Consider the following 21557-nt stretch of genomic DNA (forward strand, 5'->3'; position numbering starts at 1 on the left):
CCCCGCCGGGCTGTCCTGTGCGCACCGCCTGGCCTTGCATGGTCATGACGTGGTGGTCTTCGAGGCACAGCAAAAGGCTGGCGGCCTCAACGAGTACGGCATCGCGCGCTACAAGCTGGTGGACGACTATGCCCAGCGTGAGGTGGATTTCCTGCTCGGCATCGGTGGCATCGAGATCCGCCATGGCCAACGCCTGGGCGACAACCTCACCCTGGACGAATTGCGTGACCAGTACGACGCGGTGTTCCTGGGCCTTGGCCTGAATGCCGTGCGCCAGCTCGGCCTGCCTGACGAGGAGGCCCCTGGGGTGCTGGCCGCCACCGACTATATCCGTGAACTGCGCCAGGCCGACGACCTCCGCCAACTGCCGCTGGCCGACCGCTGCCTGGTGATCGGCGCGGGCAACACCGCCATCGACATGGCAGTGCAGATGAGCCGCCTGGGTGCGCGCGACGTCAACCTGGTGTATCGCCGCGGTGCCGCCGACATGGGCGCCACCGGCCACGAGCAGGACATCGCCAAGGCCAACCAGGTGCGCCTGCACACCTGGGCACGGCCCGATGCTGTGCTGCTGGACGACCAGGGCCGCGTGAAAGGGATGCGTTTCGTACGCACCGAACAGGTCGAAGGCAAACTGGCCGATACCGGCGAAACCTTCGAGCTGCCCGCCGACGCGATCTTCAAGGCCATCGGCCAATGCTTCGATGACGCAGCGCTCAAGGACCCGGTAGCGGCGCAACTGGCGCGCGATGGCGAACGTATCCGCGTCGACGAGCAGATGCGCACCAGCCTGCCCGGCATCTATGCCGGTGGCGACTGCACCGCCCTGGGCCAGGACCTCACCGTCCAGGCCGTGCAACATGGCAAGCTGGCCGCCGAAGCCATCCATGCCCAACTCATGCTCAATGTGGAGGCAGCGTAAATGGCCGATCTGTCCATCGAATTCGCCGGTATCAAGGCACCCAACCCTTTCTGGCTGGCGTCCGCGCCACCGACCGACAAAGCCTACAACGTAGTCCGCGCCTTCGAGGCGGGCTGGGGTGGCGTGGTCTGGAAGACCCTTGGCGAGGACCCGGCGGCGGTCAACGTGTCGTCGCGCTACTCCGCGCACTTCGGCGCCAACCGCCAGGTGCAGGGCATCAACAACATCGAGCTGATCACCGACCGCTCGCTGGAGATCAACCTGCGTGAAATCACCCAGGTGAAGAAGGACTGGCCCGACCGGGCGCTGGTGGTGTCGCTGATGGTGCCGTGCGTGGAGGAATCGTGGAAGTTCATCCTGCCGCTGGTCGAAGCCACTGGCGCCGATGGCATCGAGCTGAACTTCGGCTGCCCCCACGGCATGCCCGAGCGCGGCATGGGCGCGGCGGTCGGTCAGGTGCCGGAATACGTGGAAATGGTCACCCGTTGGTGCAAGACGCACTGCTCGCTGCCGGTGATCGTCAAGCTCACGCCCAACATCACCGACATCCGCCAATCGGCCCGCGCCGCACATCGAGGCGGCGCCGATGCCGTGTCGCTGATCAACACCATCAACTCGATCACCAGTGTCGACCTGGACCGCATGGTCGCCCACCCCATCGTCGGAGACCAGAGCACCCACGGCGGTTACTGCGGCTCGGCGGTCAAACCGATCGCGCTGAACATGGTCGCCGAGATTGCGCGCGATCCTGAAACCCGGGGCCTGCCGATCTGCGGCATCGGTGGTATCGGCAACTGGCGCGATGCCGCGGAATTCATCGCACTGGGCAGCGGCGCGGTGCAGGTGTGCACGGCGGCGATGTTGCACGGTTTTCGCATCGTCGAAGACATGAAAGATGGCCTGGCGCGCTGGATGGACCAGCACGGGCACCGCAGCCTGGAAGCCTTCCGCGGCCAGGCCGTGGCGCACACCACCGACTGGAAGTACCTGGACATCAACTACAAGTCGGTGGCGCATATCGACCAGGATGCCTGCATCGGCTGCGGACGCTGCCACATCGCCTGCGAAGACACCTCGCACCAGGCCATCGCCAACACCCTGCAGGCCGATGGAACGCATGTCTACAGCGTGATCGAGGCCGAATGCGTGGGTTGCAACCTGTGCCAGATCACCTGCCCGGTTGAAAACTGCATCGACATGGTGGCCCAGGAGACCGGCAAGCCGTACCTGAACTGGACCCAGGATCCGCGCAACCCCTATCGTGAAGCGAGCTGACCTGGGCTGGCCTTCAGATTTTGAACCCTGCAAGATCCCTCGCCGGGGTTGTCAGGCACCCCGGCAGGCTCAAGGCTCCAGCCCGATGCCCCGCAGAATCACGCTGGTCACCGTCTGCACCGCCCGCTCGAACGCCATGTCCGACAGCGGCTCGCCGTCATTGAGCAAAGCCACCTGGTAACCGAAATCGGCGTAATGCTGGGTCGAAGCCCAGATCATGTAGAGCAGCGCCGACGGCTCGACCGGCAGGATGCGCCCCTCCTCCACCCAGCGACGGATCTTGGCTTCCTTCAACTGCGCCCAGGGCACCAGCGAATCGTCCAGGCTGTCGCCCAGCAGCGGCGCGCCGTGGAGGATTTCCTCGGCCCAGACTTTCGAGCCCAGCGGCCGCGAGCGCGAGTGTCCCATCTTGGCGCGGATATAGCTGGTCAGCACGACGCGTGGGTCTTCGAAGCGCTCGAAACACAGGGCATCCTGCTTCCAGACGTCCAGCAAGTCCTGCAGTACCGCACGATAGAGCTCATCCTTGGTACTGAAGTAGTAATGCAGGTTGGAACGCGGCAACTGCGCGCGCTCGGCGATGTCGCCCATGGAAGTGACGCCGTAGCCTTGCTCGGCGAACACCTGCTCGGCGGCCTGGAGAATTTTCTCGATATTGCGACGGCGAATTTCGATCTTGTGGTTGGCCATAGGGCGTCCGAAACGGCAGGAACCGCTCAAGGCTAACACGCACGAGCCATCGCTGCGCTCTGCAGATCGACAACTGTGCTTCGTCTGACAGTTGCAGCGTCACACACCCGCACCCGATCTGGAACCCCCTGCCCATGCGTCCGAACCTCCCCCTCTCGCTGCTGGCCCTGCTGGCCGGCACCGCCTCCCACGCCGCCGAGCGCATCGAGCTCGAACAGGTGCTGATCCAGGACCGCCAGCAGTCCGAGCAGGAAGCCGCTGCCGAACGACTGCGTGAGATACCCGGCGCCAGCAACCTGGTGGACATGGACAGCGTCGGCCAGGGGCGTGTGGCCAGCAACCAGGATGTACTGGCCTACCAGCCGGGGGTATTCGCCCAGTCGGCGGGCAACGACGGGATCAAGCTGTCGATCCGGGGCTCGGGTATCAACCGCGCGCCAGGCGCCCATGGCTCGGGGGTCTACACGATGTTCGACGGGCTGCCGCTGACCGGCCCCGGCGGTACGCCGTACGAGCTGTTCGAACCCTTGTGGCTGAGCCGTGCCGAGGTGCTGCGCGGTGCCAACGGCTTCGACCAGGGCGCCTTGGCCCTCGGCGGCGCGATCAACTACGTGACCCACACCGGCCACGACGCCGCGCCCCTGCAACTGCGCTATGAGGCCGGCAGCCACGGCTACCAGCGCCGGCACATCAGCTCTGGCCAGGTGCTGGGCAATCTCGACTACTACGTGGCGCTGACCGACGCCGAGTACGACGGCTACCAGCGACACAGCAGCGGCAGTGCCAAGGGCATCGCCGCCAACGTCGGCTATCGCTTCAACCCGAATCTGGAAACACGCTTCTACCTGCGCTACCGGGAAACCGAGAACGACCTGGCCGGGCGCCTGACCAAGGACCAGATCAAGCACCACCCGCGCGCCGCCAACCCGGCCTATCTCGCCCGCGATGACAGCCGTCCGCAGCCTGGCAGCACCTGGGTGGGCAACAAGACCACCTTCTTCCTCGATGATGACTCACGTCTGGAGGCCGGGCTGGTCTACCACGACTACCCAATGGACCTGCGCGAAGGCCCGATGCGCCTGAAAGTGGCTTACACCGATGTCAGCGGCACGCTCAACTACCTGCGTCGCGATACCCTGTTCGGCCATGAGAGCAAGACCACCGTTGGCTGGCGCACTACCAAGCACCTGCCCAACAGCGGCGCCTCGCAGTTCGTGCGCAATGGCGATGTGTTCGGCCCACGCAGCCGCGACTTCAGCTACCAGGGCTCGGACACCGTGCTGCACCTGGGCAACGACCTGGAGCTGGTGCCGAACCTGTGGCTGACCACCGGCCTTGCCATGATCTACACCCGCCGCGAAAGTGCCGTCACCTTCCCTGCCAACGGCGGTAAGGTCAGCCAGCACGACTGGGACTATGCACCGCGCCTGGGCCTGCGTTACGACATCGACCCGCAGACCCAGGTCTACGGCAACCTCAGCCGCTCCGTCGAGCCACCGCATCCTTGGTCGTTGATCTGGAGTTCGACAGTCGCGACGCAACCCATCGAGATGCAGAACCAGACAGCCACCACGCTGGAGCTGGGAGCCCGTGGCGAGTCGATCCTGGGGCGCTGGGATCTGGCCTGGTATTACTCGCAGGTGCGCCATGAACTGCTGGCGGTCGAAATCGTGCCGGGCCAGCCGTTCAAGGAGTACAACGCCAGCCCCACTGTGCACCAGGGCGTCGAGGCAGGCCTGGACAGCACACTGTGGCAACAGCAGGGCGTCGGCAAGCTGTCGCTGCGCCAGGCCTACACCTTCAGCGACTTCCATTACCGCGACGATGACCGCTTCGGCGACAACCGCCTGCCCGGTATCCCGATGCATTACTACCAGGCCGAGTTGCGCTACGACTGGCCCAGCGGTTTCTACGCCGGTGTGAATACACAGATGGCCTCGAAGGTGCAGGTTGACTACGCCAACAGCTATCACGCTGACGACTACGCCTTGCTTGGCGCGCGCCTGGGCTGGGACTCACCGAAGCAGGACTGGCAGACCTGGATCGATCTGCGCAATCTGACGGGCGAACGCTATGCGGCCACGGTAACCCCAGGCTATGACGACCAGGGTAGCGACATGGCGCGCTCGACCCCTGGGGAGGGCTTTGCAGCCTACATCGGTGTTTCTTACACGCTGAAATAATACAAAAGCATCTGGCGGCCAAGCATATTGCCTTCGACCATGCAGAAAAAACATCGAAGGCAGTATGAAAGCATGACCAAAAAGCAGTTATCGCCATTCAAATAGAAAGCGCCTACAGATACTGCGCGAAGGTACTGCTTCATTCCTTCCCTCAGACCGCTGTCAAAAGCTCGCCTCCTTTCTCCTGAGCCCTCTGTGTGGGCGGATTGATCTGCGAAAGCATGCAGTCAACTGCCATAACAGTGACCGCACATTTCATTAACACGGCTCCCCGCGCACCCTCCCTTTCCGTAGACCGTCTTGTTGACGAACACTGCGTCGGCGGCCTTAGAACGCCGCCAACAACCCTCAGAGTTCAAGAAGGAGTTTCACCATGGGATACATTTATCGTGGCATGAGCAACAAACTGAACGAGTTGGAAGCAGAGGTCGTGGTTGATCAGGCGGCTGGCGAACTGACTACCGAGCACGCAGACGCAATGCAACTGGCCGAGCACGAGCACGTCGAGCTCGAACGCGAATAATCCAGCCTGCAAGGCGGCCCTCAAGCCGCCTTGCTCCCAGGAGTCAGCATGCATATGACGTACGTGGCTGAACGTGAACTCCCCCTGGCAACGGCAAGGCAACGCATCGATGAACAACTCGCACAACTGGCGCTGAACGTTGAAGAGCACTGGGAAGGCACATGGGTCGGCTCGGCTCGCATAGGCCTCAGCTCACAGACCGGGGCTACCAGCCAAGGCTGCGGAAAAGGCCTGGAGCAAGAAGCTCGGGTCGGCGCACGCTTCGAGGCACTGGAGCACTTTCTCGATGAACACCTTACCCGTAATGCTCACCTCAACGAGGCCAGCGACTTGGCCCGAATGCCTACCCTGCAAGATGACATGCTGCAACCCTGGCTTGCGGCACAGCCCCAAGAGAAACTGGCGTGCCAGGCTTACCACGACCTGGACGGCCAATGGCTGTTCGACTATCCATTGTGCCTCACGCGGCCGGATTACGCCGATCACCCGGCTGCCGGCGAAACCTTCGACCTTCGTGGGCTCCGACGCTACAGCAGCAATGATGGGTCAGCCATCGGCGCAACCCTCCAGGAAGCCATACTGCATGCGTTGAACCAGAGCATCGAACGCGATGCGCTGTCGCTGTTCTTCCTGCGTCATTACTACTACAGACAACCCTCCCCCTTGCGCTGGGTAAGCAAACCCGGCACGCACACCGAGCTCGGACGCATCTGGCAGCATGCCGAGGACTGCCTGGAAGCGCCAATTGGTGTTCTGGACATCAGCAGCGAGTTTGCCAGCAGCACCTATCTGGCACTGCGCATGTCGCAAGCATCACGCTTGCATGGCGCGCTGTTCGGCGCAGGCGCCTCGCTCGACCCCTGGCATGCCGTGCGCCGCGCGGTCACCGAACTGGTTCAGGTACAGCTCAACAGTCGCCCCCCCGGTGCGCTGGATGAGCTGAAACTGGCCGAACGCCTGCTGCGGCCTTTTCCTCGCCTGCAATCGTGCCTGCAGTTCGACCTCGACGTACTGCTGGAAAAAGCAGGACACACGGTGGCGCTGCCTGACCCAGGCCCTCGATGCAGTGTGCGTCAACAGCTGCGATATCTGTACGCAGACCTTCAACGCCATGGCAGGCAAGCCGGTATCTGCCAGCTGTTCCAAGGCCACGAAGGCATCAGCCTGGTGAACGTCGTGGTTCCCGGACTCGAACGTTTCCACCTCGTCTGCAGCGGGAATGTCGTCTGCCCCGGGCCCAGGGGCCTCGCCCACCGAAGTCAGCAACCTTGAGGGGTCGCCATGCAACCAGAACACGCCCGACACGAACGCTGGCTGGCCTGGCACCTGCCCTCGCGCGCCCATACTCCAGGCGGGGTCGCAACGCTGGAAGAACCTGTTGGCCATGGTCTGAACAACCTGTTCATACTCCGCCTGCAAAACCTCGAATACCTGGGGCGCAAGCTGCTGGATGAACAGGGGCAGTTGGGAAGCCGACTGACACCGGCCATGTTGCTGGGGCCGCTGCTCAGAACCCGACAGTGTGGCAACCGCCTGCAGATGCACTATCGGACGCTGTCCACCGACGAAAAACACCAGGTGTTCGCCCAGGCCCGGCGCAGCAACGACACCAGCATCCACTTCCCCTTTCCGGTCGTGGACGAACAGGGCCAAGAGCTAGTAGCACCTGCATCATTCTGGAATGACACCCCGCAGCTAGCCCGGCGCCTGGACGCACAGGAACGGCATTTTCGCGAGCACTGCCTGGCGACACTGCAAAAGCGCCTTGCTCCCGGCGCCGTGATACACGACCCCGCCTGCTCGACCGGAACCTTCATCGCAACGCTCGCGCAAGGGCTGCCCGACGCGCAGTGCCTGGGCAGCGACGTATCCCCTGCCATGATCGCCCATGCCCGCACGCATCAGCGACTGCCCAACCTGAAGTTCGACATTGCCGACGCCACTGATTCGGCCGCCGCCGACAGTTGCGACGTGCTGATCCTGCGCTTCCTGAATGCCGAGGTCATGCTCCGCCAGCAGGCCACCCGCCTCTTCCAGGCATTGAGCCGACGTGTGCGACGAGCCGGTGTAATCATCGTCTTCGGCCATACCCCGGTGTTGGTCGCCATCGAGCCCGAAGCCAAGCGTCTGGGCCTGAAGGTCACCGGTACGATCGCCGCCTGCCCTGATACCCAGGCGCTGTTTCAGTTCTTCATCCTGGAGCGTGACTGAACAGCCTCACGGCAACTGCACCTGTGGCGTGCTCTCGGTGAAGATCGTCCAGCTGGAGATGAACAACGCGGCGATCAGCGGCCCGATCACGAAACCGTTGAGGCCGAACACCGCCAGACCGCCCAGGGTCGACACCAGGATCAGGTAGTCGGGCATGCGCGTATCCTTGCCCACCAGGATCGGGCGCAACAGGTTGTCCACCAGCCCGATCACCAGCACGCCGAACGCCGTCAGCACGATGCCTTGCCAAATAGCGCCGGTCAGCAGGAAATACACTGCGACCGGCCCCCAGACGATCCCGGCCCCCACCGCAGGCAACAGCGACAAAAACGCCATCAGCACCGCCCACACCAGCGCACTGGGAATATCCAGCACCCAGAAAATCAAACCGCCAAGAGCCCCCTGGGTGATCGCCACCAACAGGTTGCCCTTCACCGTGGCCCGCACCACCCGGTTGAACTTCAGCTGCAAGCGGCGCTTCTGCTGCTCGGGTAGCGGCACGGCCTGACGCACCTTGCGCGCCAGCTCCGGCCCCTCACGCAAAAAGAAGTACAGCAGGTAGAGCATGATGCCGAAACTCACCAGGAAGTCGAAGGTGCCCTGGCCGAAGCTGAATGCCTGCCCGGCCAGAAACTGACTGCCCTGTGTCGCCCACTTGGTGATCTTGTCGCGCAGGCCATCGAGGTTGCCCATGCCCATGCGGTCCAGACCGTTCTGGGCGAAGTGCGGCAGCATGTCCTTGCCGCGCTCGATGTAGCCGGCGATATCCAGCTGGCCGCTTTCAATGCGCTGGTACAGGGTGGCGCCCTCCTGCACCAGCAGGGCACTGATGATGATCACCGGCAGGATCGCAATCATCAGGCAGGTGGCCAAGGTGGCCCCGGCTGCCAGGTTGCGCCGCCGGTTGAAACGCAGCAGCAGCTTGCGTTGCAACGGCGCGAACAGGATGCCGAGGATCACGGCCCAGAAGATGGCACCGTAGTAAGGCAACAGGATCCAGACGAAGGCGACGGTGACCAGCGCCAGCAATACGGCCAGGGCTCTGTTCTGGAGAGCGGTTTGATTCATGGGCATTCCTCGATTGTCCTGGACGTTAGTGCGTAGCGAAGCGGCAAAAGTGCCATCAACGCCGTTTGACCCAGATCAACACTGCTTCGCCAGCCGCGCCTTAGCATCCGCACCTTTTGCCCTGGTGCACCCATGAACCTTCTCGCCAAGCCCGAACTGCTGGCCCCTGCCGGCTCCCTGAAGACCCTGCGCTACGCCTTCGCCTATGGCGCCGATGCGGTCTACGCCGGCCAGCCACGCTACAGCCTGCGGGTGCGCAACAACGAATTCGACCACGCCAACCTGGCACAGGGCATCCAGGAAGCACACGCCCTGGGCAAGCGCTTCTACGTGGTGGTCAACATCGCGCCGCACAATGCCAAGCTCAAGACCTTCCTCAAGGACCTGGCGCCCGTGATCGAGATGGCGCCCGATGCGTTGATCATGTCCGATCCGGGGCTGATCATGCTGGTGCGCCAGCATTTCCCGCAGATGCCCGTGCACCTGTCGGTGCAGGCCAACACCGTGAACTGGGCCAGCGTGCAGTTCTGGCAGCAACTGGGCCTGAGCCGGGTGATTCTGTCGCGCGAGCTGTCGCTGGAAGAGATCGAGGAAATCCGCCAACAGGTGCCTGACATGGAGCTGGAGGTCTTCGTCCACGGCGCACTGTGCATGGCCTACTCCGGGCGCTGCCTGTTGTCGGGCTACCTGAACAAGCGCGACGCCAACCAGGGTAGCTGCACCAACGCCTGTCGCTGGAAGTACCAGGCGACCCCGGCAGGGGAAAACGCCACTGGCGACATCGTCCGTGAGTGCGAACCGACCTTGGGCATTGGCGCGCCCACCCAAGAGGTGTTCCTGTTGCAGGAGGGCAATCGCCCTGGCGAAGAGATGCCTGCGTTCGAGGACGAACACGGCACCTACATCATGAACGCCAAGGATCTGCGCGCGGTACAGCACGTCGAGCGCCTGACCCGGATGGGCGTGCACTCGCTGAAGATCGAAGGACGGACCAAGTCGCACTTCTACTGCGCCCGAGCCGTGCAGTCCTACCGCCAGGCGATCGACGACGCTGTCGCCGGTCGGCCCTTCGACCGCAGCCTGATGGACAACCTCGAGTCCCTGGCCCAGCGCGGCTACACCGAAGGTTTTCTGCGCCGCCACGTACACGACGAATACCAGAACTACCAGCGTGGCAACTCGGTTTCGGAGCGCCAGCAGTTCGTTGGCGAACTGACGGGCCTGCGTATCGGCGGGCTGGCCGAGGTAAAGGTGAAGAACCGCTTTGCGCTGGGTGACACCCTCGAACTGATGACCCCTCGCGGTAACTACCACTTCGAACTCGACCGGCTGGGTGATCGCCAAGGCCAGGCCATCGAGGTGGCGCCAGGCGACGGGCACCTGGTGTACCTGCCGATTCCCGAACAGGTATCGCTCGAGTTCGGGTTGCTGATGCGTGACCTGCCTGCGCAGCAGGCCCTAAGCTGACAGCGCTGTAATGACAGCCTCAGCTGGCTGACAGGGATGGCGGTGAATCATCGGGCTATTCCATGGCCCGTTCGCAGGCAAGCCCGCGGCTTCGAAAGGCGCGCCCGATCGCGACAAGGCCTCTACCCAAGCCCTGCCTGAGGCCCATTCATGCCCCACAGCCCCTCCCGTCGTACCTTCGTCAAAGGCCTCGGCGCCGCCACCGCGGTGGCCGGCCTGGGCCTCTGGCGCCCACTGGCCAGCGCCGCCGAAGGCCATCGCCCAGGCCAACCGCTGCAGGGCCAGGACTTCGAACTGTACGTTGGCCAGACTCCCGTCAACATCACCGGCCGCCCGCGCACGGCCCTCACCGTCAACGGCAGCCTGCCCGGCCCGCAGTTGCGCTGGCGCGAAGGTGACAGCGTGACCCTGCGCGTGCGCAACCGTCTGACCGAACCCACCTCGATCCACTGGCACGGCATCATCCTGCCCGCCAACATGGACGGTGTTCCCGGTCTGAGCTTCGCCGGCATCGAGCCTGGCGGCGACTACCTCTACCACTTCACCCTGCGCCAGAGTGGCACCTACTGGTACCACAGCCATTCCGGGCTGCAAGAGCAGGCGGGGGTCTATGGGGCGATCGTCATCGACCCCCGCGAGGCCGAGCCTCACGCTTACCAACGCGACCATGTGCTGCTGTTCAGCGACTGGAGCGACCAGGCCCCCGAAGCACTGCTGGCGACGCTCAAGAAGCAGTCCGACGCCTTCAACTACCACAAGCTCACTGTGGGTGACTTCATCGAGGATGTCGCGCGCGATGGCTGGCGCAAGACCGTCGACGAGCGCCTGATGTGGGCCGACATGCGCATGAGCCCCACCGATCTTGCCGACATCAGCGCGGCCACCTACAGCTACCTGCTCAACGGCCAGCCACCGGAGGGCAACTTCACCTGCCTGTTCCGCCCCGGCGAGACGGTACGCCTGCGCCTGATCAACGCCTCGGCCATGACCTACTTCGACTTCCGCATCCCCGGCCTGAAACTCACGGTGATCGCCGCAGACGGCCTGCCTGTGGTGCCGGTGACAGTCGACGAACTGCGCATCGCCGTGGCCGAAACCTTCGACATACTGGTCGAGCCGGGCGATGCCCCAGCCTACACCCTGTTCGCCCAGAGCATGGACCGCACCGGCTTTGCCCGTGGCACCCTGGCCCATGCTCATGGCCAGCAGGCGCCCATCCCGGCAACGGACCCACGCCCCCGGCTGACCTTGAACGACATGGGGCACGGCGGCATGGGCGGCCCCGCAATGGCAGACATGCCTGGCATGGACCACGCCAACATGGCCGGCATGAATCACGCGGCAATGGCCGCCATGCAGCGCCACCCGGCCAGCGAGAGCGGCAACCCGCTGGTCGATATGCAGACCATGGCGCCGCGCCCGAACCTGGGTGATCCCGGTATCGGCCTGCGCAGCAACGGCCGCCGGGTGCTGACCTACGCCGATTTGCGCAGCCGCTTCGAAGACCCCGACGGCCGCCCACCCTCACGCGACATCGAACTGCACCTGACCGGCCACATGGAGCGCTTTGCCTGGTCATTCGACGGCGTGAAGTTCAGCGACGCCCAACCACTGCGCCTTACCTATGGCGAGCGGGTGCGCATCACACTGGTCAACGACACCATGATGGCCCACCCCATTCACCTGCATGGCATGTGGAGCGACCTGGAGGATGAACAGGGCAACTTCATGGTGCGCAAGCACACCCTCGATATCCCGCCCGGAACCCGGCGCAGCTATCGGGTCAGTGCCGACGCCCTGGGCCGCTGGGCCTACCACTGCCACTTGCTCTACCACATGGAGACCGGCATGTTCCGCGAGGTACGGGTCGATGAATGAGCTCAACAGCCGCTGGCTCCTGGCCAGTGTGACCCTGCTGGTGCTGCTGGCCAGCGAAGAGGTGCGCGCGCAGCAAAACCCGACCCAGCCCACCACGGCGTTTCCGGTCATCACCGATGCCGACCGCCGCGCAGCCTTTCCCCCTCTGCCGGGCCACCAGGTGCATGACAATGCGCTGAACGCGGCGGTGATCGTCGATCAACTCGAATACCAGCACTTCGACAACAGCGGGCTGCTGAACTGGAATGCCACTGCCTGGATCGGCGGCGACATCGATCGCCTGTGGCTACGCAGCGAAGGTGAACGTGAACAGGGCATCACTCACAAGGCCGAACTGCAGGCGCTTTGGGGCCATGCCATCAGCCCCTGGTGGGAGCTGGTCGGCGGTATACGCCAGGACTTCAAGCCTGCCAGCGGCCAGGCCTGGGCAGCGTTCGGCATCCAAGGGACGCCGCTGTATGGGCTGGAGCTCGAGGCCACCGCCTATGCCGGTGAGCGACAGCAGACCGCGCTGCGCCTGGAGGCCAGTTACGCTATGCTGCTGACCAATCGCTGGATCCTCGAACCGACCCTCGAAGCCAACTTCTTCGGCCGTAACGATGCCGGGCGCGAGCAAGGTTCGGGGCTGGCCGAAAGCGAAGCAGGCCTGCGCCTGCGCTATGAAATCACCCGCAGCTTCGCGCCCTATGTCGGCGTCAGTTTCAACCGCTTGCACGGCACCCGCGCCGACCAGGCCCGTGAAGACGGCGACGACCCCGCGCAGACCCGTCTGGTCGCAGGTGTGCGCCTGCGTTTTTGAAGGAGTTCGACCATGCTACGCAAACACCTGATGGCCTTTGGACTGCTGGCCATCAGTGGCCTGGCACAGGCCGCCGAGGTCATTGATGTCTACCGCGACCCCAACTGCGGCTGCTGCAAACAGTGGATCAGCCATCTGCGCGACAACGGTTTCACGGTCAACGACCATGTCGAGCCGAACATGAGCGCGGTCAAACAGCGCCTGGGCGTCGCACCACGCCTGGCGTCTTGCCACACCGGCGTGATCGACGGCAAGTTCGTCGAGGGGCATGTGCCCGCCGAACAGGTGCGCCTGCTGGCCAAACGCAGCGATCTCAAGGGGCTGGCCGTGCCGGGTATGCCCATGGGCTCGCCCGGCATGGAAATGGGCGACCACAAGGATGCCTATCAGGTCATCGGCCTGACCCGGGACGGCCAGGACACTGTGGTCGCCGAATACTGATGCTCAGTCTCTGGGCGCTGTTTCTCAGCGCCTTTGGCGCAGCCACCCTGCTACCGCTGCAGTCCGAGGCGGTGCTGGTCGGTTTGCTCCTGCGCGACCCCGACGCCTGGCTTGTGCTGTTGCTGATTGCGACCCTGGGCAATGTGCTCGGCTCGCTGGTCAACTGGCTGTTGGGCCGAGCGATCGAGCGCTTTCGCGACAAACGCTGGTTTCCGTTCAGCGCCAGTCAGTTGCAAGGTGCACAACGGCGCTACCAGCGCTGGGGCCAGTGGTCGCTGCTGTTGAGCTGGATGCCCGTGATCGGTGATCCGTTGACCCTGATCGCCGGGATCATGCGCGAGCCGTTCTGGCGCTTCCTGTTGCTGGTCACCCTGGCCAAGGCCGGGCGCTACCTGGTGGTCGCGATGATCACCCTGGGCTGGTTTCACAGCGGGTAACACCTTTCACGGTTCCGAAGGTCAACTGACTGCTACAGTCGCCTTTTCCTACTTGAACCTACACGGAGTACCCCGATGCTGCGCGCAACCGCCCTGGCCCTGGCCTGCCTCGTCGGCAGCTCGGCCATCGCCGCCGAGTCGCCCACCTATGGCAGACAGCTCGAAGGTTTCACCTACCCTCACCCACTCCAGCACTTCGCCTTCACCTCACAGGGCCAGACCCTGCAGATGGGCTACATGGACGTCCCTGCGCAGGGCAAGGCCAATGGTCGCAGCGTGGTGCTGATGCATGGCAAGAACTTCTGCGCCGCCACCTGGGAAACCACCATCGAGGCCCTGAGCAAAGCCGGCTACCGGGTCATCGCCCCGGACCAGGTCGGCTTCTGCACCTCGAGCAAGCCCGAGCATTACCAATACAGCTTCCAGCAACTGGCCGACAACACCCATGCACTGCTCCAACAGCTTGGCATCGACAAGGTCAGCGTGCTGGGCCACTCCACCGGTGGCATGCTCGCCACCCGCTATGCGCTGATGTACCCACAGCAGGTGGAGCGCCTGGCCATGGTCAATCCGATCGGCCTGGAGGACTGGAAAGCCCTGGGCGTGCCCTATCGCAGTGTCGATCAATGGTATCAGCGTGAACTCAAGCTCGATGCCGAAGGGGTGCGCAACTACGAGCGCAACACCTACTACGCCGGGCGCTGGAAGCCGGAATACGAGCGCTGGGTGCAGATGCTGGTAGGCCTGAACAAAGGGCCTGGGCACGAAGCGGTGGCGTGGAACTCGGCGCTGATCTACGACATGATCTTCACCCAGCCGGTGGTCTACGAGTTCAAGGACCTGAAGATGCCGACGCTGTTGCTGATCGGCGACAAAGACACCACCGCCATCGGCAGCGACATCGCCCCGCCAGAGGTCAAGGCACGCCTGGGCAAATACGCAGTGCTCGGACCGCAGGTGACCAAGCTGATCCCCCAAGGGCAACTGGTCACCTTCGAAGGCATGGGGCATGCCCCGCAGATCGAGGAACCTGAGGCGTTCCACAAAGCCTTGATCAACTGGTTGCAGCAGTAGCACTCGCCTTGCTGCAGGCTGGGAGCGGTCTTTTACGGCCACAAGGCCGCTCCTGAACAGACCCTGTGAACGAAGCTGTCACGCCCTCCAGACCTGCCCTTCGCTCCACCCCAGTTCGGCAAAATCATCCGCGCGCAGGGGCGCTTCCTCCTCGCAGAAGAATTCGTCCAGCTGCGGCGGGCGCACCGAGGTGTCGCTGAGCATCGCGTGCACCTGCCCGCGGTGATGGATCTGGTGTTCGAACAGGTGCGAGAGCAGGCGCAGGCGCTGCTCGCGCTGGACCCGGTCAGCCCGCACGATACTCACATAGCGCCGCAACTGGTCGTCACGCAACAGCCGGCAATACGCGATCAGGCGCTGGTCGGCCTGGGCCTGCTGGGCATGCAGGTCGGTACAGGTGGCAAACGGCTGCTCAGGCTCGAAGAAGCGCTCGCCATCGGCCTCGGGGGCTTCGCCGCGCTGCTCGCACTCCAGGGCATTGAGGTAGAACCAGTCCACCGTCAGCAGGTGATTGAGCGTGGCCTTGATCGAAGGAAAGAAGCTGCAACGGGGGGCGACGAACTCGTCGTGGGTCAGTTGCAGGCATGCCTTGTACAGGCGATGGTTGGCCCAGCCGTTGTTGTAGGCCTGGGTCAGCAGATGGTGCGACAGCAGCTCCATGGTCGGCTCCTTCAGGCGAAGCGTTGCAGTTGCATCTCCCGCAGCCGGCTCAGGGTCCGCCTGAACGGGAACGCCAGATACCCTTGAGTGTAGAGCGCTTCGAGCGCGACCTCGGCTTCCAGGTACAAGGCGACCCGACGGTCGTAGCATTCGTCGACCAACGCGATGAAGCGCCGCACACTGTCATCGCGGGGCGACAGCGCCGGTAGCTGGCGATCGCCGGCCACTACACGCTGGGCGCCGTCCTCGGTTCCGCGGGCGATGCGCCCGGCACGTTGCACCCCGCCCAGTGCAGGCAGCCCCTCCAGCAGGATGGCCGTGTAGCGGTCGCACAGGGCCATGAACTCAGTCGCCGCCAGCGGTTGCTCGCACAGGTCGGCGAAGTAGCACCAGATCACCTGCTCGCTGCGGCGAATCACTTGGATCTGCCGCGAACCGACCTGCAACGGCTGGTCGGTGCCGGGGTCATCCGCGCTCAGTTGCCGGAATACCTCGGCCAATGCGCTGGGCTTGCCCGCCTCGGCAATCCAGTAACGCTGACGCTGTTCGCCAGGGTGCAGGCGGTGGTCCTGCTCGCCGGCCACGGAGATGACCTGCATGTGCCGCTGGATCGCGGCGATGGCCGGCAAGAAGCGCTCACGATTGAACCCGTCGAGGTACAGCTGATCGGGCGGCTGGTTGGACGTAGCGACGATGACCACGCCCTGGTCGAACAGCACCTGAAACAGGCGACCGAGGATGATCGCGTCGCCAATATCGCTGACAAACAGCTCATCGAAGCACAGTACGCGAATATCCCTGGCCAGCTCCCGGGCCAGCGCGTGCAGTGGATCGGCGGTGCCAGCCAGCAGAAACAGGCGTTGGTGCACCCAGGCCATGAAGTGATGAAAATGCTGTCGCCGGGAAGGAACCGCAAGGCACTGCTGGAACTGATCCATCAACCAGGTCTTGCCGCGCCCGACCGGCCCCCATAGATAGACGCCCTGGCCGCCGCGCCCCTGCTCCAGCGCCTCGAAGCACTGCTGCAGGGCGGCAACGGCCTCGGCCTGCGCAGGGTCGGCGGCAAAGCCTTGCTGCTCGATGGCTTGCTGATAAAGGGCGTAGGGCGTCATGGCGTTGGATCGCAGGCAAAACGCCATGGTAATGGGGGTTTCCCGGATCCGCCATCAACCCTCGCGCAGGCCCACCTTCAGCAGCGCCCCGTCCTTGGCGTCAGTCAGCACGTACAGGTAGCCGTCCGGCCCCACCCGCACATCGCGAATACGCGCATTGAGTTCCCCCAACAACCGTTCTTCATGGACGATCTTGTCACCATCGAGTTGCAGGCGAATCAGCTCCTGAGTGGCCAACGCACCGATGAACAGGTTGTGATCCCAGGCCTTGAAGGTCGGGCTGTCGTAGAAGGCCATGCCACTGATGCCTGGGGACTTCTCCCACACATGGTGCGGATCTTCCATACCCTCTACATGCTTGCCCTTGGCTTCGGGGATCGGCAGCAGCGAGTAGTTGATGCCATGGGTCGCGATCGGCCAACCGTAGTTCTTGCCTGCCTCGGGGATGTTGATCTCATCGCCGCCGCGCGGGCCGTGCTCGTGGGTCCAGAGCTTGCCTGTCCAGGGGTTGAGCGCCGCGCCCTGCTGGTTGCGGTGCCCGTACGACCAGATTTCCGGGCGCACATTCTTCTGGCCGACGAAGGGATTGTCCTTGGGCACCTCGCCATCGGGCAGGATGCGGACCAGCTTGCCCTGTAACTTGTCCAGGTCCTGGGCGGTGGGGCGCTGATTGTTCTCGCCCAAGGCAATGAACAGATAGCCCTCGCGGTCGAACACCAGGCGCGAGCCAAAGTGGTTACCCTCGGACAGCTTGGGTTGCTGGCGGAAGATCACGGTGAAATTTTCCAGACGCGCGCGATCCTGCGACAGCTGGCCACGTCCGACCGCCGTCCCCGCCTTGCCGTCCGCGCCTTCCTCGGCATACGACAGATAGACCGTGCGATCCTTGGCGAACTCCGGCGAAAGCACCACGTCCAGCAGGCCGCCCTGCCCTTGCGCCCAGACCTTGGGCACCCCTGACAGCGGCGGCCCGACCTTGCCTTCGGCACCAACGATGCGCAGGTTACCCGTGCGCTCGGTGACCAGCATATCCTTGCCCCCCGGCAGGAATGCCAGAGCCCACGGGTAGGCCAGACCATCGGCGACGGTACTGACGGTCAATTGCCCTTCTTCGCTCGCAAACTGCTTGTCGTCGGCAGCCTGTGCCAATAACGGGAACAGTGCGGCAGCAACCAGGGTGGTCATCCAGATACGTGGCGTCATGCGGGGATCCTTCCAATCAAGAGGCTCAGGGCGCACGTTGTGAGTCGCGCGGTGGCCGAGTGGGTTCCAGTTTCGGGGTCTGTTGTTGACGGCGCAGGTTGTCACCGTTGCCGATGCCGCGGTTGTCCAGCGTCGGGGGCCGCACAATGGGCTGGGTCGAGGGGCCGCGCACCGGCGGCGTCGCTGGCACACTGCCTTGGCGGCTGTTGGGGTTGGCGCGCTGAATTGGGCTGTTGTAGGGGTTATTGCGGTCGCTGGCGGCAAGCAAGGGCATCTGCACGGGGGCCGCGTGAGCGGGAAGGCACAGCAGCAGGCTGATGGCCAGGAAAGGCAGTGTAGGTTTCATCCTTCATCTCCGGTACGAAAAATCGCGCCCAAGCATTGGATAGCCTAAGGCGCTTCAGGTTCGCGGCAAAAGCATGAAAACCAATGGAGTTGATTCGCGATGTTTCCTTCAAGCCGAAAGCGAGGGTTTCAACGATGGGACGTATTTGCCACACTCAAAGGCCGTCTCCAGCCAAGGCCCTTGCGATGACCATCTGCTTGCGCAACACCGCCCGACTTTGCCTGGCCCTGCTGCTGGCCCTGGCGCTCAATGCCTGTGCACTGCTGCAAAACCGCGATCCGCTAAACATCAATGTCATCGGCATCGAGCCCCTGCCCGGACAGGACCTGGAGTTGCGCATGGCGGTGAAGATACGCGTGCAGAACCCCAACGAGACGCCGGTGGACTTCAACGGTATTGCACTGAACCTGGAGGTGAACGATCAACCGCTGGCAGCAGGTGTCAGTGACCAGCGTGGGCATATCGGCCGATATGACGAGGCGGTGATCGTGGTCCCGGTGAGTATCACCGCGTTTTCGTTCCTGCGTCAGGCGTACGGCCTGAGCCAGACCCAGTCGCTACAAGGATTGCCCTATGTGTTGCGCGGGAAGCTGGCCGGTGGGCCGCTGGGCACGGTGCGTTTCACCGATAAAGGCAAGCTCGATTTACCGCAGCCTGGGCGTGCTGGCTGGTGAGGATCAACGGTTGGCGCTGGCCGCCGCCATCATCCTGTTGACTTCGCTGCGCACCATGTCGGCGAACTCCGGAGGCGACATACCCTCCAGCTCGGCACGGACCCATTCGGCCCACTTGCCCTTGCGTCGAGGCTTCTCGGCGATCATGCGGGCCGCCTCGCCCTTGGCCTTGCCGAGATTGTTCTGCCAAAACTGGAACAGTCGTGATTTTTCCGCCTCGATCTGTGCACGTTCGGCGAAGTCTCTATTGGCCAGATTGAAACTCATGGTCTTTCCTGCCGCTTGAAAATGAGCGCTATCTTACACTGTAGCGGCGAGCCGCCGGTATGCCGTTGCAACTTTCGACGCACGCCGTTATCCACTGTACAAGTCAATCCACCTACGAGGACGTGTTCATGGCCAGGAAATCCACCGCAACAGCCGATAGCGATCAGATCAAGGACCAGGTGTTCAGCGAGCTGCAGGCCTTGATCGAGGAGTCCGAAAAGCTCCTCGACGATAGCGCTTCACTGGTGGGCGAAGAAGCCGATACCTTGCGCGCCCAGCTCGGCCTGAAGCTGCGCCAGGCTCGCCAGGCCACCAGTCGTCTGGGGCAGAAGGCACAGCCGGTGGTAGATGCCACGCAGGAATATATTGGTGGCCACCCGTGGCAGACCGTCGCGATCTCCGCAGGATTCGGGTTGGTGGTCGGCTTGCTGCTCGGCCGTCGCCAGTGAGCTGACCCACCTCCACAGGCCCGGCCGCCCTCAGGCAGGCTGGGCCATCGGGATGCCGCTGTGAAAGGGCATCTCCATGTCTGGCGAGCTGATCAGCTCAGCCTCCACTGCCCTCACCTTCTCCACCACCCGCGCGATTTCCGCTTCTTCACCATAGTGGTGCGCCAGTTTCAGGTAGCCCTGGTAATGACGTGCCTCACTCTTGAGCAGGCCGTGGTAGAAGGTGCCAAGCTCCTCATCCAGGTGCGGCACCAGCGCCGCGAAACGCTCACAGCTGCGCGCTTCGATAAAAGCACCGACTACTAGGGTATCGACCAGCTTGACCGGCTCGTGGGCACGCACAACGCGGCGCAGGCCCGAGGCATAACGTCCCGCCGAAACAGGTCGCAGGGGAACGCCGCGACGTTTCATCAGGCGCAGTACCTGTTCGTGGTGCACCAGCTCCTCACGGGCCAGGCGCGACATCATGTTGATCAAGTCCAGATGGGTGTTGTACTTGGCGATCAGGCTGAGCGCAGTGCTGGCGGCCTTGAACTCGCAGTTCTTGTGGTCGATCAGCAGGGTTTCCTGATCGGCGAGCGCCGCTTCGATCCAGGCGTCAGGCGTAGGGCAGCCAAGGAAGGCGTCGATTTCAGGGGTCAGGGACATAGGCTCACAGCTGGGTGACATCACAGGAGCGCGGATTATACCGAGGGCGATGCCGATCGCCAGCGACTATGCTTGATACACGTCAAACGGCGCGACACAGACCGCCGACTATAGTCAGGCATTGGTCTTCATATCCCAAGGGAGTCATGCCCATGCAAGCCGTTCGCAGCATCCTCGTCGTACTCGACCCCGAGCACGCCCACAGTCGGGCCTTGACTCGGGCCAAGCTGATCGCCGGGGTGACCGGCGCACGCCTGCATCTGCTGATGTGCGACAAGAAGCAGGACCACAGCGCCTTGCTCAGCCTGCTCAGTAGCCAGCTGCATGATGATGGCTACGACAATGTCACCCATGAGCAGGCCTGGCAGGACACGCTGCACGAGTCGATTGTCAGTGTGCAGCAAGCCGAAGGGTGCGAACTGGTGATCAAGGAGCATCGTCCGGACAATCCGCTGCGCAAGGCACTGCTTACACCCAGCGACTGGAAACTCTTGCGCCAATGCCCCTGCGCCGTGCTGATGGTCAAAAGCCAACGGCCCTGGACCGGCGGCAAGATCCTCGCGGCGGTGGATGTGGGGAATCAGGACGGGGATCATCGGCGACTACATGCCAGCATCATCGACCATGGCTATGCGATCGCCAGCCTGGCCAAAGGCGAGTTGCACGTCATCAGCGCTCATCCCTCGCCGATGCTCTCGGCGTCAGACCCTGTGTATCAGCTCAGCGAAACCATCGAAAAACGCTACCGCGAAGCGTGCTCGGCATTCCAGGCGGAGTTCGATATCAGCGAAGATCGCCTGCATGTCGCCGAAGGGCCGGCCGATGTACTGATTCCCTATGCCGAGAAACAGATCGATGCGGTGGTCACCATCGTCGGCACCGTGGCGCGCACGGGGATATCTGGCGCCTTGATCGGCAATACCGCCGAGGTGGTGCTTGATTCGCTTGAGGGGGATGTACTGGTGCTCAAGAGCGAAGAAGCGACGGCGCACCTGGCCGAATTGGCGCGGGGCTGATGCGATCCAGATCGGCTTTTCAGTCGCTGTATTGGACAGCCAGAAAGACAAAACCCCTACCTGCTCGCGCAGATAGGGGTTTTGCGAAGTGAATCTTGACGATGACCTACTCTCACATGGGGAAACCCCACACTACCATCGGCGATGCATCGTTTCACTGCTGAGTTCGGGATGGGATCAGGTGGTTCCAATGCTCTATGGTCGTCAAGAAATT

Annotated in this window: 23 protein-coding genes and 1 rRNA gene; 15 read left to right on the top strand and 9 right to left on the bottom strand. The window is 63.4% G+C overall.

The window, feature by feature from the left end; genetic code table 11:
* Positions 1-922: FAD-dependent oxidoreductase (locus ACPZMI_RS03015; protein ID WP_426351642.1), on the top strand; the 922-nt coding region annotated here is incomplete at its 5' end.
* Positions 923-2197 carry an NAD-dependent dihydropyrimidine dehydrogenase subunit PreA gene (gene preA, locus ACPZMI_RS03020; RefSeq protein ID WP_186668843.1) on the top strand — a complete coding sequence of 425 codons (1275 nt, stop codon included), beginning with the start codon at positions 923-925 and terminating at the stop codon, positions 2195-2197. It abuts the gene before it with no gap.
* A 69-nt stretch (positions 2198-2266) separates the two neighbouring features.
* Here the strand turns inward: preA and ACPZMI_RS03025 are convergent, their stop codons facing one another.
* On the bottom strand, positions 2267-2887 hold the full coding sequence (locus ACPZMI_RS03025; protein ID WP_186668841.1) for a TetR/AcrR family transcriptional regulator: 621 nt from the start codon (positions 2885-2887) through the stop codon (positions 2267-2269).
* Positions 2888-3021: 134 nt separating this feature from the next.
* Here ACPZMI_RS03025 and ACPZMI_RS03030 point away from each other — a divergent pair, with 134 nt between their 5' ends.
* From ACPZMI_RS03030 to ACPZMI_RS03045, 4 genes are all read left to right on the top strand, one after another.
* Entirely contained in the window at positions 3022-5070 is a 2049-nt protein-coding gene (locus ACPZMI_RS03030; RefSeq protein ID WP_426351643.1) for a TonB-dependent receptor family protein, read from the top strand.
* Positions 5071-5443: 373 nt separating this feature from the next.
* Positions 5444-5593, top strand: coding sequence for a hypothetical protein (locus ACPZMI_RS03035; protein WP_186668837.1), 150 nt, complete (start codon positions 5444-5446; stop codon positions 5591-5593).
* Between the two features lie 48 nt (positions 5594-5641).
* Positions 5642-6865, top strand: a complete 1224-nt coding sequence (locus ACPZMI_RS03040) for a YcaO-like family protein (protein WP_426351644.1) — start codon at positions 5642-5644, stop codon at positions 6863-6865.
* Between the two features lie 9 nt (positions 6866-6874).
* Entirely contained in the window at positions 6875-7804 is a 930-nt protein-coding gene (locus ACPZMI_RS03045) for a class I SAM-dependent methyltransferase (protein WP_426351645.1), read from the top strand.
* A 6-nt stretch (positions 7805-7810) separates the two neighbouring features.
* On the opposite strand, the gene ACPZMI_RS03050 is transcribed toward ACPZMI_RS03045, so the two are convergent.
* Positions 7811-8872 (bottom strand): AI-2E family transporter, encoded by a 1062-nt coding sequence (locus ACPZMI_RS03050; protein ID WP_426351646.1) that lies wholly within the window; start codon positions 8870-8872, stop codon positions 7811-7813.
* Between the two features lie 132 nt (positions 8873-9004).
* Here ACPZMI_RS03050 and trhP point away from each other — a divergent pair, with 132 nt between their 5' ends.
* The 6 genes from trhP (at position 9005) to ACPZMI_RS03080 (ending at position 14968) form a co-directional block, all read left to right on the top strand.
* Positions 9005-10339, top strand: coding sequence for a prephenate-dependent tRNA uridine(34) hydroxylase TrhP (gene trhP / locus ACPZMI_RS03055; protein ID WP_426351647.1), 1335 nt, complete (start codon positions 9005-9007; stop codon positions 10337-10339).
* Positions 10340-10489: 150 nt separating this feature from the next.
* The gene (locus tag ACPZMI_RS03060) at positions 10490-12217 is read left to right on the top strand and encodes a copper resistance system multicopper oxidase (RefSeq protein WP_426351648.1); all 1728 of its coding nucleotides are present in this window, start codon (positions 10490-10492) and stop codon (positions 12215-12217) included.
* Positions 12210-13016: a copper resistance protein B gene (locus ACPZMI_RS03065; protein ID WP_426351649.1), complete on the top strand. Its 807-nt coding sequence runs from the start codon at positions 12210-12212 to the stop codon at positions 13014-13016. Before ACPZMI_RS03060 ends, ACPZMI_RS03065 begins: the two co-directional genes overlap by 8 nt.
* A 12-nt stretch (positions 13017-13028) precedes the next feature.
* Positions 13029-13457: a DUF411 domain-containing protein gene (locus ACPZMI_RS03070; protein ID WP_288375260.1), complete on the top strand. Its 429-nt coding sequence runs from the start codon at positions 13029-13031 to the stop codon at positions 13455-13457.
* Positions 13457-13894 (top strand): YqaA family protein, encoded by a 438-nt coding sequence (locus tag ACPZMI_RS03075; protein WP_288375262.1) that lies wholly within the window; start codon positions 13457-13459, stop codon positions 13892-13894. Before ACPZMI_RS03070 ends, ACPZMI_RS03075 begins: the two co-directional genes overlap by 1 nt.
* A gap of 75 nt (positions 13895-13969) precedes the next feature.
* Positions 13970-14968 (top strand): alpha/beta fold hydrolase, encoded by a 999-nt coding sequence (locus tag ACPZMI_RS03080; RefSeq protein ID WP_426351650.1) that lies wholly within the window; start codon positions 13970-13972, stop codon positions 14966-14968.
* A 78-nt stretch (positions 14969-15046) separates the two neighbouring features.
* Here the strand turns inward: ACPZMI_RS03080 and ACPZMI_RS03085 are convergent, their stop codons facing one another.
* Genes ACPZMI_RS03085 through ACPZMI_RS03100 form a run of 4 tightly spaced genes read right to left on the bottom strand, consistent with a single transcriptional unit; the run spans position 15047 to position 18289 of the window.
* Positions 15047-15628, bottom strand: a complete 582-nt coding sequence (locus ACPZMI_RS03085) for a DinB family protein (RefSeq protein ID WP_186668821.1) — start codon at positions 15626-15628, stop codon at positions 15047-15049.
* A gap of 11 nt (positions 15629-15639) precedes the next feature.
* On the bottom strand, positions 15640-16740 hold the full coding sequence (zapE, locus tag ACPZMI_RS03090; protein WP_426351651.1) for a cell division protein ZapE: 1101 nt from the start codon (positions 16738-16740) through the stop codon (positions 15640-15642).
* A 54-nt stretch (positions 16741-16794) separates the two neighbouring features.
* Positions 16795-17943, bottom strand: coding sequence for a PQQ-dependent sugar dehydrogenase (locus ACPZMI_RS03095; protein WP_186668817.1), 1149 nt, complete (start codon positions 17941-17943; stop codon positions 16795-16797).
* A gap of 25 nt (positions 17944-17968) precedes the next feature.
* The gene (locus tag ACPZMI_RS03100; RefSeq protein WP_426351652.1) at positions 17969-18289 is read right to left on the bottom strand and encodes a hypothetical protein; all 321 of its coding nucleotides are present in this window, start codon (positions 18287-18289) and stop codon (positions 17969-17971) included.
* Between the two features lie 185 nt (positions 18290-18474).
* Here ACPZMI_RS03100 and ACPZMI_RS03105 point away from each other — a divergent pair, with 185 nt between their 5' ends.
* On the top strand, positions 18475-18963 hold the full coding sequence (locus ACPZMI_RS03105) for an LEA/WHy family protein (RefSeq protein WP_426351653.1): 489 nt from the start codon (positions 18475-18477) through the stop codon (positions 18961-18963).
* A 3-nt stretch (positions 18964-18966) separates the two neighbouring features.
* Here the strand turns inward: ACPZMI_RS03105 and ACPZMI_RS03110 are convergent, their stop codons facing one another.
* The gene (locus ACPZMI_RS03110) at positions 18967-19230 is read right to left on the bottom strand and encodes a hypothetical protein (protein ID WP_186668813.1); all 264 of its coding nucleotides are present in this window, start codon (positions 19228-19230) and stop codon (positions 18967-18969) included.
* Positions 19231-19358: 128 nt separating this feature from the next.
* Between ACPZMI_RS03110 and ACPZMI_RS03115 the strand changes: the two genes are divergently transcribed.
* Positions 19359-19679 (top strand): ElaB/YgaM/YqjD family protein, encoded by a 321-nt coding sequence (locus ACPZMI_RS03115; RefSeq protein WP_186668811.1) that lies wholly within the window; start codon positions 19359-19361, stop codon positions 19677-19679.
* 30 nt (positions 19680-19709) lie between these two features.
* Here ACPZMI_RS03115 and ACPZMI_RS03120 read toward each other — a convergent pair whose 3' ends face one another.
* A complete protein-coding gene (locus ACPZMI_RS03120; RefSeq protein WP_426351654.1) occupies positions 19710-20327 on the bottom strand; it encodes a MiaE family protein in 618 nt (205 codons plus the stop codon).
* A 152-nt stretch (positions 20328-20479) separates the two neighbouring features.
* Between ACPZMI_RS03120 and ACPZMI_RS03125 the strand changes: the two genes are divergently transcribed.
* Positions 20480-21343 (top strand): universal stress protein, encoded by an 864-nt coding sequence (locus ACPZMI_RS03125; RefSeq protein ID WP_426351655.1) that lies wholly within the window; start codon positions 20480-20482, stop codon positions 21341-21343.
* A gap of 93 nt (positions 21344-21436) precedes the next feature.
* Here ACPZMI_RS03125 and rrf read toward each other — a convergent pair.
* Positions 21437-21552 (bottom strand): 5S ribosomal RNA (gene rrf, locus ACPZMI_RS03130).
* Between the last annotated feature and the right edge of the window lie 5 nt (positions 21553-21557).

Source organism: Pseudomonas wayambapalatensis (assembly GCF_049942315.1).
Taxonomy (GTDB): Bacteria; Pseudomonadota; Gammaproteobacteria; order Pseudomonadales; family Pseudomonadaceae; genus Aquipseudomonas; species Aquipseudomonas wayambapalatensis.